Consider the following 9,799-nt stretch of genomic DNA (forward strand, 5'->3'; position numbering starts at 1 on the left):
TTATGAACCGGCAGCGTGAACTTCGTTCCAGCCCCGCCCCAAGGGCAGGCTGGCGATAGGCCGGGTCCTGAAACCCCGCTGCTTATATTCCCGAACATCCCAATTCACGCGGGGCGTTTTCCTGAAGTTTCCGGAACCTTCCGGCGGCTTCTGAACCCCGCAATGCGCGCGCCGCCCGATAGGGGCGAGGTTCGCGCGTTGCTCTTGTTGAAGAGTAAATATGTCCTATTTTCATGAACTTGGCCTGGCCGATCCGATCCTTCGTGCGCTCGATTCGAAGGGCTATGATACGCCCACGCCGATCCAGCGCGACGCCATCCCGGCCTTGCTCGAAGGCCGCGACCTGCTGGGCATCGCCCAGACCGGTACCGGCAAGACCGCAGCCTTTTCGCTGCCCTCGCTGCATCACCTGGCCAAGGAGGCCAAGGGCCGCAGCCATCGCGGTGTCCGCATGCTGGTCTTGTCGCCGACGCGCGAACTTGCCGCGCAGATTGCAGAGAACATGCGCGTCTATGCCCGCTATCTCAACCTTTCGGTCAATTGCGTTTTCGGCGGCGTGCCAATCAACCAGCAGAAGCGCAAGCTTCAGGCCGGCACCGACGTGCTCGTCGCGACGCCGGGCCGCCTGCTCGACCTGATCGAGCAGCGCGCGATCACGCTCGAGAATGTCGAGATCTTCGTGCTCGACGAGGCCGACCAGATGATGGATCTCGGGTTCATCGTGCCCCTGAAGCGCATCGCCTCGATGTTGCCCAAGCAGCGCCAGAGCCTGTTCTTCTCCGCGACCATGCCCAAGGCGATTGCCGAACTTGGCGCGCGCTTCCTCAACAACCCCGTGCGGGTCGAGGTCGCGCCGCAATCGACCACCGCCGAGCGGGTCGAGCAGTACGTGACCTTTGTCAGCCAGAGCGAGAAGCAAGCGCTGCTGACGCTGAAGCTGCGCGAGATCAAGCCCGAGCGCGCGCTCGTCTTCACCCGCACCAAGCATGGCGCGGACAAGGTGGTGCGCGTGCTGGCGGGGGCGGGCATCCGGTCTGCCGCGATCCATGGCAACAAGAGCCAGTCGCAGCGCACCGCCGCGCTCGCTGCGTTCAAGGATGGTGAGATCAAGGTGCTGATCGCGACCGATATCGCCGCGCGCGGGATCGACATTAACGGCGTCAGCCATGTGTTCAACTATGACCTGCCCAATGTGCCCGAGCAGTACGTCCACCGCATCGGTCGTACCGCGCGCAATGGTGCCGACGGCATCGCGATCGCGTTCGTTAGCAATGACGAGCGGCCGCTGCTCAAGGACATCGAGAAGCTGACCAAGGTCAAGCCGGTGCCGATGCCGTTGCCCAAGGGCTTTACCGAGGCCGCAGCCCAGCTGCCGCCCCCGGCCAAGGCGCCCGAGCGCCCGGCCCAGGGTCGCGGCGGCGAGCGCGGCGCGTCCGGCGGTCGCAACTATGGTCCCAAGCGCGATGGCGAGGGCGGCAATCGTCGCCGGCGTCGTCCCGGTGGCGGTGGCGGTCGTTCGGGTGGCGGTGGCCGTCCCGGCGGCGGTGGCGGTGGTGCCCGTGTCGGCGCGCACAAGGACAGCGTGAAGCGCGTGGGTTGATCTTAAATCCTCCCCGAGACAAGCTCGGGGAGGATTTTTATGTGGCACTCGGCCGGAACAGCATCGCATCGCCGTTCATGCAATAGCGCAGGCCCGTAGGCTTCGGCCCGTCCTCGAACACATGGCCGAGATGCCCGCCGCACCGCCTGCAGTGCACTTCGGTGCGCGGATAGCCGAGCAGCGTGTCGGTGCTGGTGCCCACAGCTCTGGGCAGCGGCGCGTAGAAGCTCGGCCAGCCGGTGCCGCTTTCATATTTGGTCTTGGAGGAAAACAGCGGCAGCTGGCATCCGGCGCACAGGAAGGTGCCTGCGCGCTTTTCCTTGTTCAGCGGGCTGGTGAAGGGCCGTTCGGTCCCTTCCTGGCGAAGCACATAATATTGATCCGCTGTCAGCTGCTGCTTCCACTGCGCATCGGTCTTGGTGATCTCGAACTTGCCCTTGGCGCGCGCGGTGGCAGCGCCGAAGGAGAAGTTCGCAAGACCGAACAGCCCGAGGCCGGCGGCCCCGAGCAGTCCGGCGTTCAGAAATTCGCGTCGTTGCATCGTCACGTCCCCGTGTCATCGTCCGGCCCGTTACGCCGGTCAGGATGCCATAGTTACGCGCGCGCCGCCAACGCGGCTTCAATATTTGCTTAAGGACACCTGCATCGAGCGATAGCCGTGGACGAAACAGGCGCGCACGCGCACCGGCTCCTCGAGCACGTTCACCCGCATCCGGCGCTTGGCCATTTCCTCGAGCAGGATGGCGATCTGCAGTTCGGCAAGGCGCGCGCCGACGCAGCGGTGAATGCCATAGCCGAACGCGAGGTGTCGCCGCGCATTCTCGCGATCGACGATGATCTTGTCGGCATCCTCGAACACGCTCTCGTCGCGATTGCCCGAAATGTACCACAAGGCGAGCTTGTCGCCCTTCTTGATGGTCTTGCCGAACAGGTCGTAATCCTCGAGCGCGGTGCGGCGCATATGCGCGAGCGGGGTCTGCCAGCGGATGATTTCCTGCACCGCATTGGGGATCAGTTCGGGATTCTGCTCGAGCTTCTCGCGCTGGTCGGGGAATTGCTGCAGGCCATAGACCAGCCCCGACATCGAATTGCGCGTCGTGTCGTTACCGCCGACGATCAGCAGGATGAGGTTCCCCATGAACTCGAACTCGTCCATCTCGCTCATCGCGTCCGAATGGATCATCATCGAGATGAGGTCGGGCGTGGGCTCGGCGTTGATCTTGGCATCCCACAGCTTCTTGAAATAGGCGCCCATCTCGTAAAGGTGCTTGAGCCGCTCCTGGCGCAGCTCCTCGCTGTGCACGAGCTCGATATCGCCCGCCCAGTCGGACCATTCGGTGAGCTTGCGGCGGTCCTCCCAGGGAAAGTCGAACAGGATCGCGAGCATCTGCGTGGTCAGCTCGATCGAGACCTTGTCGACCCAGTCGAACGGCTGGTCCCAGGGCAGGCCGTCGAGAATCTCGGCGGTGCGGCGGCGGATGTCGTCCGACATGCGCTTCATCTCGGTCGGGGTGAAGGCGGGCGCGACGGTTCGGCGCTGGCCGGTATGCTTGGGCCGGTCCATCGCGATGAACATCGGCATCACCAGCTCGGTGCCGTCATCGATCCGGTCGGCCAGCGTGATGCCGCCATGTTCGTAGGACGAGGAGAAGATCTCGGGCAGGGCCTCGACATGCTGGATCGCCTTGTGGCTGGTGACGTTCCAGAAATTGCCGAACATGCCGTTTTCGGTCCAGTGGATCGGATCGAGCTCGCGCATCTGGCGGAACGGCTCCTGCCAGCGGTCTTCGACATACCAGCTGGCATCGCTCATGTCGTAATTCAGCGCGGCGCCGGGTTCTTTCAAAACGGTGGCCATGGCTCTCTCCTTCGATGCAACCCGGCCCGACAGGGTCCGGTGCAATGTCGTCCGGGACCGGGGCTTGCGAAGTCCCCGCAGGTGCCGCGTTCTCGCGATCTGTCGGACGGAAGGTCTCACCTTGCTGACAGCTTTGTCAATAGGGTTTCGATCTGAAACCGATAAGGCGCCGCGAGCCATCGGCAAGGCCTTGGCGACGAACGCAAAAAAACGGCCGGGATGTTGCCATCCCGGCCTTGAGTTGTCAGTTCGCAGGAGGAACCTCTGGAGGTCTGCGCCGGGTGCTAGCTGTTCCCGCCGCAGACCAAACTCGTGAAATCAGTAGTTATAGGCGCGCTCTCCATGTTCGGAGATGTCGAGCCCGGCCTGCTCGACCTCTTCGGAGGGACGCAGACCGATGGTGAACTTGAGTGCGTAGAAGAGCACGGCGGAGACCAGGCCCGACCAGAGGATGGTGATGCCCACCGCCTTGATCTGGGTGATGACCTGTGCGGCCATGTCATATTCGCCCACGCCTGCCGGGAAGACGGTGTAGTCGAAGAAGCCCTGGCCACCGAGCGCCGGGTCGGCGACGATGCCGGTGCCGATCGCGCCGATGATGCCGCCGACACAGTGCACGCCGAACACATCGAGCGAGTCGTCATAGCCGAGCTTGTTCTTCACCGTGGTGACGAAGAAGAAGCAGACGATCGAGGCGGCGAAGCCGAGCAGGATCGAGGTCATCGGCGCGGCCAGACCCGAAGCCGGGGTGATGGCGACGAGGCCTGCAACCGCACCGGTGGCAGCGCCCAGCAACGAGGGCTTTTTGTGGACGATCTGTTCGATCACGGCCCAGGCGACGGTGGCGGCGGCAGTGGCGACGAAGGTGTTGATGAAGGCGACGGCGGTGACGCCATTGGCTTCCAGGTTGGAGCCGGCGTTGAAGCCGAACCAGCCCACCCACAGCAGCGAGGCACCGATCATGGTCATCACCAGCGAATGCGGCGGCATGTTCTCGGTGCGGTAGCCCAGGCGCTTGCCGATCACGAGGCAGCCGACGAGCCCTGCGATACCGGCATTGATGTGCACCACGGTGCCACCGGCGAAGTCGAGCGCACCCATGCCCCAGAGCAGACCGGTGTCGGTCGGCGCGTCAGGCAGGAAGTCCGGTCCAGCCCAGTACCACACCATGTGCGCGACCGGGAAATAGGCGAGCGTCAGCCACAGCACCGTGAAGATGATCAGCGGGGTGAACTTCACGCGCTCGGCAAAGGCCCCGACGATCAGCGCCGGCGTGATGCATGCGAAGGTCATCTGGAACACCACGAAGGCCAGCTCGGGAATATAGACGTTGTTCGAGAAGGTCGCGGCAAAGGTGGTGCCGTCGACGCCCGCCAGGAACGCCTTGGACAGGCCGCCAATATAGGGCGATCCGCTGGTGAAGGCGAGGCTGTAGCCCCAGCTGACCCAGACGAGCGCGGCGACCGACACGATGGTCAGCACCTGCATCAGCACCGAAAGCATGTTCTTGGTGCGCACCAGGCCGCCATAGAACAGCGCGAGGCCGGGGATCGACATCATCAGCACCAGCACCGCCGAAACGAGCATCCAGGTGGTGTCGCCCTTGTCGACCATGCCCGCCATCTGCTCGGCGGTCGGGGCCTTGATCGGGCCTTCGGCCACGGCGGTGACGGCCTCTTCGACCACTTCTGCAGCCGGGGCGGCGGTCGCAGCCCAGGCCTGGGCTGCGGTGAATACGCTAAGCGCTGTCGTTCCGACCACAGCGCCAATCTTGTGCAAAGGTTTCATCATTCCCCTTTCCCCTTACAGTGCCGTGTCGCCGGTCTCGCCGGTGCGGATGCGCGTCGCTGCCGCCAGGTCGAAAACGAAGATCTTGCCGTCACCGATGGAATCCGTGTTGGCGGCTGCCTGAATGGTTTCGACCACCTGCGGCGCGATATCGTCGCTGACCGCGATCTCCAGCTTCAGCTTGGGGACCATGTTGGTGGTATATTCGGCACCGCGATAAATTTCGGTCTGGCCCTTCTGGCGGCCGAAGCCCTTGACTTCGGTCACGGTCATGCCCGCGACGCCCAGGCTGGTAAGGGCTTCGCGCACCTCGTCGAGCCGGAAGGGTTTGATAATGGCAATGATGAATTTCATTACGCCCCCATTGGTTATTTTATTGCGGGGTTGGCCCCGTCACCGCAGCAAAGCTACGCAAGCCACGTGCCAAATGCTGGAATCGGGCGATTCCTAATGAATCGCTAACCGCGCGGCAGGCAGGCGCGCTCAAAATTTGTGCACATGCGAAGCGGTGCGTAAAATTTAGGCAGCATTTGTGCTGCACCTGCACACATCACGGGCAGGTGCACCTTTCCCTTTGCGCTCGGTTGCCCGTGCGGCTAATCCGCTTTTCGTGACGGAAGCTGCCATATCGATCGACAATCTGCGCAAGCTCTATGCGGGTGCAGGCAAGGCCCCCGACAAGCTGGCGCTCGACGGCGTCAGCTTCGATGTCCCGCGCGGGCAGATTTTCGGCCTGCTCGGCCCCAATGGCGCGGGCAAATCGACGCTGATTAACATATTGTCGGGCATGGTCCGCAAGACCTCCGGGTCGGCGCGCATCTGGGGCTTCGACATCGATGCCGATCCGCGCAACGCCAAGGCCTCGATCGGCATCGTGCCTCAGGAAATCGTGTTCGATCCCTTTTTTACCCCCGCCGAGGCGCTCGAGCTGCAGGCCGGATTGTTCGGCGTACCCAAGGCGGAGCGGCGCACCGCCGAGCTGCTGCGCGCGGTGCGGCTGGAGGACAAGGCCAATGCTTATGCCCGCACGCTCTCCGGCGGCATGAAGCGGCGGCTGCTCGTGGCCAAAGCCATGGTGCACTCGCCGCCGATCCTGGTGCTCGACGAGCCGACGGCGGGCGTCGATATCGATCTGCGCCAGCAGCTCTGGGATTATGTCCGCGAATTGAACCGCGCCGGGGTCACCATCGTGCTGACCACGCACTATCTCGAGGAAGCCGAAGAATTGTGCGATCGCATCGCGATCATCAACCATGGCAAATTGATTGCAAACAAGCCGACGGCCGAGCTGGTCGGCATGGCGCGCGAGAAGCTGATCGTGCTGACGCTCGACCAGGATGTGGTCGTGCTGCCCTCCGATCCTGATTTCGACAAGGTCAGCAAGCTCACCGACCGGGTGATCGAAATCGGCTATAGCAAGGACCGGCTCAATGCCGGCCAGGTGATGACCCGCGTGCGCGCCGCCGGATACGATATTGTCGATGTCTCGACCCGCGAGCCGGACCTGGAAGACGTGTTCCTCAACCTCACCAAGGCGGCGGCCTAGGCCATGGCGGGGGGCAAGCAGCATGATGTCCTGATCATCGGATCGGGCGCGGCGGGGCTCACCGCGGCGCTCAGCCTTGCGCGGCACTGCCGGGTGCTGGTGCTCGCCAAGGGTGACATTTCGGGCGGATCGACCGCCTGGGCACAGGGTGGCATCGCGGCGGTGCTCGAGGAAGGCGACACGTTCGAAAGCCATATCGAGGACACGATGGTCGCGGGCGCCGGGCTCAACCGGCGCGAGACGGTCGAGTTCGTGGTCGAGAACGCTCCGGCGGCGATCCAGCATCTGGTCGATCTCGGCGTACCGTTCAACCGCAACGGCGGCAGCGGCGACCATGCCGACGACCTGCACCTGACGCGCGAGGGCGGGCACAGCCATAGGCGCATCGTGCATGTCGACGATGCCACCGGCTGGGCGGTGCAGCAGGCGCTCGAGCGCGCGGCGCTCGCCAACCCGAACATCACATTGCTGCCCGACATGGTCGCGATCGACCTGATCGCCGACCGGCACCGCGTCTCGCCTGCGGGCGACAAGCGGATATGGGGGGCCTATGCGCTCAACCGCGCGACCGGCCATGTCGAGGCGCTGACCGCGCGCGCGACGCTGCTGGCGAGCGGCGGGGCGGGGCGCACCTATCTGTTCTCGACCGCGCCCAGGGGTGCCACCGGCGACGGCATTGCGATGGCCTGGCGCGCGGGCGCGCGCGTCTCGAACATGGAGTTCATGCAGTTCCACCCGACCTGCCTCTACAATCTCGACGTCAAGAACTTCCTGATCACCGAGGCGGTGCGCGGCGAGGGCGGGCACCTGCTGATCCCCGAAACCGGCTATCGCTTCATGGGCGATTTCGACGAGCGGCTCGAACTGGCTCCGCGCGATGTCGTCGCGCGCGCGATCGACCACGAGATCAAGCGGCTGGGCCTCGATTACGTGCACCTGGACATCAGCCACCAGCCGCCCGAATTCGTGAAGGGCCATTTCCCGACGATCTACGACAAGCTGCTGGGCCTCGGCATCGACATCACCCGCGATCCGATCCCTGTGGTGCCCGCGCAGCATTATACCTGCGGCGGCGTGCTGATCGATCTCAACGGCCGCACCGACCTGCCGGGGCTCTATGCCGCGGGCGAGGTCAGCCAGTCGGGGCTGCATGGCGCGAACCGGCTCGCATCCAACAGCCTGCTCGAATGCTTCGTCTTCGGCGATGCGGCGGCGAAGGACATTATCGAACATTGGGACGAGCTCGGCCCGCCGCCCGCCATCCTGCCCTGGGACGAGAGCCGCGTCACCGATTCGGACGAGGAGGTCGTCGTCCAGCACAACTGGCGCGAGATCCGCCGCTTCATGTGGGACTATGTCGGCATCGTGCGCACCACCAAGCGGCTGGAGCGGGCGCGGCATCGCATCGAACTGCTGCGCAGCGAGGTCGAGGAATATTACGGCAATTTCCGCGTCACTCCCGATCTGGTCGAGCTGCGCAACCTGATCGAGGTCGCCGACCTGATCGTCCGCTCGGCGCTCGAACGCAAGGAAAGCCGGGGGCTGCACTATAACAGCGATTATCCCGACCTGCTGCCGGTGGCCGAAGATACGGTGCTGGTTCCCTGACCCCAAAGCCCTCCCCCTTGATGGGGGAGGAGAGAGTGCTGCTATCGCGCCATAGCGAGGGAAAGGCACTGCTCATCGCGCCCAACGCCGGGTTCGCCGCAAAAGCGGCCCGGCATGCGGAACCCGTGGCTAGACCGCTTCAGCGCGGATACATCTGTCAGTCCGCATGGTCGCCAACCCGAAGATGCTGCTAGAAAGCCCTGCATGGTCGCCCGTCCGCTGGTCCTGATCCTCGCCACCGCTGCCTTGTCGGCATGCGTATCGACGCCGAAACAGGTTGCGCAGCCGCGCCCCGCGCCGCCTGCGCCCGCGCGCGTTCAGCCGGTGCCGCCGCCACTCGCGCCGCGCGCCGCCAATGTCGTGCCGCAGGGGCTGCGCGATGAACTGCAGGAGCTCTGGCGCACCTTTCCCGGCAAGACCGGCATCGCGGTGCGCCGCATCGATGGCGACTGGGTGGTGGGCCAGCGCGGCGGCGAGCTGTTCCCGCAGCAGAGCGTCTCGAAGCTCTGGGTAACGATGACCGTCCTGGAAAAGGTCGATCGCGGTGAACTGACGCTCGATCAGCAGGTGACGATCACACCCGATGACCTGACCCTGTTTCACCAGCCCCTTGCGGCACGCGTGTCGCGCGAGGGCGTGGTGCGCGAAACGGTGCGCTCGCTGATCAACGAGGCGCTCACCGCCAGCGACAACAGCGCCAATGATGCGCTGCTGCGTACCGCCGGGGGTCCGGCTGCGGTGCAGGATTTCCTCCGCCGCAAGGGCCTTGCCAACATCCGCTTCGGTCCTGGCGAGCGCCTGCTGCAGAGCTCGATCGCCGGCGTCGAATGGCGGCAGGAACTCTCGGCCGGGCGTGCCTTCCAGGCGGCGCGCGAGCGCGTCCCGCTCGACCGGCGGCGCAATCTGCTGTCGGCCTATGTCGCCGATCCGATCGACGGGGCGAGCCCCGAAGGCATTGTCGATGCGCTCGCGCGGCTGGCACGCGGCGAGTTGCTCTCGCAGAGCTCCACGCGGCTGATGCTCGACACGCTTGGCCGTACACGCAGCGGACCCAATCGGCTGAAAGCGGGGGTTCCTGCGGGCTGGCAGTTCCTCCACAAGACCGGGACCGGGCAGGATCTGCCCCCGGTGTCGACCGGCTATAACGATGTCGGCATCATGACCGCGCCTGATGGGACCCGCTATGCCGTAGCGGTCATGCTCGCCGAGACCACGGCGAGCATCCCGGCGCGCATGCAGCTGATGCAGGCGGTGTCGCGCGCGGTGGGGCGCTGGCACCAGCGCTGATCGGCGCGCGGTAATCAGCGCTACCGCTTCACGAAACATTGTGTTATCCGAAGGACGGGAGACATTTGTTTCGTTCGCCGCATCCGGCATTTGCGATTTGGGAATCGCGATA

The 9,799-nt window shown here is 64.6% G+C and carries 8 protein-coding genes; 4 read left to right on the top strand and 4 right to left on the bottom strand.

Translation table 11 applies throughout. From position 1 onward, the window contains the following. The first annotated feature begins 220 nt into the window (after window positions 1–220). Window positions 221–1,600: a DEAD/DEAH box helicase gene (locus tag FG486_RS07615; protein ID WP_066276502.1), complete on the top strand. Its 1,380-nt coding sequence runs from the start codon at window positions 221–223 to the stop codon at window positions 1,598–1,600. 37 nt (window positions 1,601–1,637) lie between these two features. Here the strand turns inward: FG486_RS07615 and msrB are convergent, their stop codons facing one another. From msrB to FG486_RS07635, 4 genes are all read right to left on the bottom strand, one after another. After that, on the bottom strand, window positions 1,638–2,141 hold the full coding sequence (gene msrB, locus FG486_RS07620) for a peptide-methionine (R)-S-oxide reductase MsrB (RefSeq protein ID WP_181267116.1): 504 nt from the start codon (window positions 2,139–2,141) through the stop codon (window positions 1,638–1,640). A 78-nt stretch (window positions 2,142–2,219) separates the two neighbouring features. Then, entirely contained in the window at window positions 2,220–3,458 is a 1,239-nt protein-coding gene (locus FG486_RS07625) for a cytochrome P450 (RefSeq protein WP_181267117.1), read from the bottom strand. A 318-nt stretch (window positions 3,459–3,776) separates the two neighbouring features. Next, window positions 3,777–5,246 (bottom strand): ammonium transporter, encoded by a 1,470-nt coding sequence (locus tag FG486_RS07630; RefSeq protein WP_082751153.1) that lies wholly within the window; start codon window positions 5,244–5,246, stop codon window positions 3,777–3,779. Window positions 5,247–5,261: 15 nt separating this feature from the next. Further along, a complete protein-coding gene (locus FG486_RS07635) occupies window positions 5,262–5,600 on the bottom strand; it encodes a P-II family nitrogen regulator (protein WP_023839107.1) in 339 nt (112 codons plus the stop codon). Window positions 5,601–5,856: 256 nt separating this feature from the next. Between FG486_RS07635 and FG486_RS07640 the strand changes: the two genes are divergently transcribed. From FG486_RS07640 to FG486_RS07650, 3 genes are all read left to right on the top strand, one after another. Further along, window positions 5,857–6,792, top strand: a complete 936-nt coding sequence (locus FG486_RS07640) for an ATP-binding cassette domain-containing protein (protein ID WP_181267118.1) — start codon at window positions 5,857–5,859, stop codon at window positions 6,790–6,792. Window positions 6,793–6,795: 3 nt separating this feature from the next. After that, a complete protein-coding gene (gene nadB / locus FG486_RS07645; RefSeq protein WP_181267119.1) occupies window positions 6,796–8,400 on the top strand; it encodes an L-aspartate oxidase in 1,605 nt (534 codons plus the stop codon). Between the two features lie 204 nt (window positions 8,401–8,604). Further along, window positions 8,605–9,687 (top strand): serine hydrolase, encoded by a 1,083-nt coding sequence (locus FG486_RS07650; RefSeq protein WP_066282292.1) that lies wholly within the window; start codon window positions 8,605–8,607, stop codon window positions 9,685–9,687. The last annotated feature ends 112 nt before the right edge of the window (window positions 9,688–9,799 follow it).

Origin of the sequence: Blastomonas ursincola, from assembly GCF_013607875.1 — a bacterium.
GTDB classification, from domain to species: domain Bacteria; phylum Pseudomonadota; class Alphaproteobacteria; order Sphingomonadales; family Sphingomonadaceae; genus Blastomonas; species Blastomonas ursincola.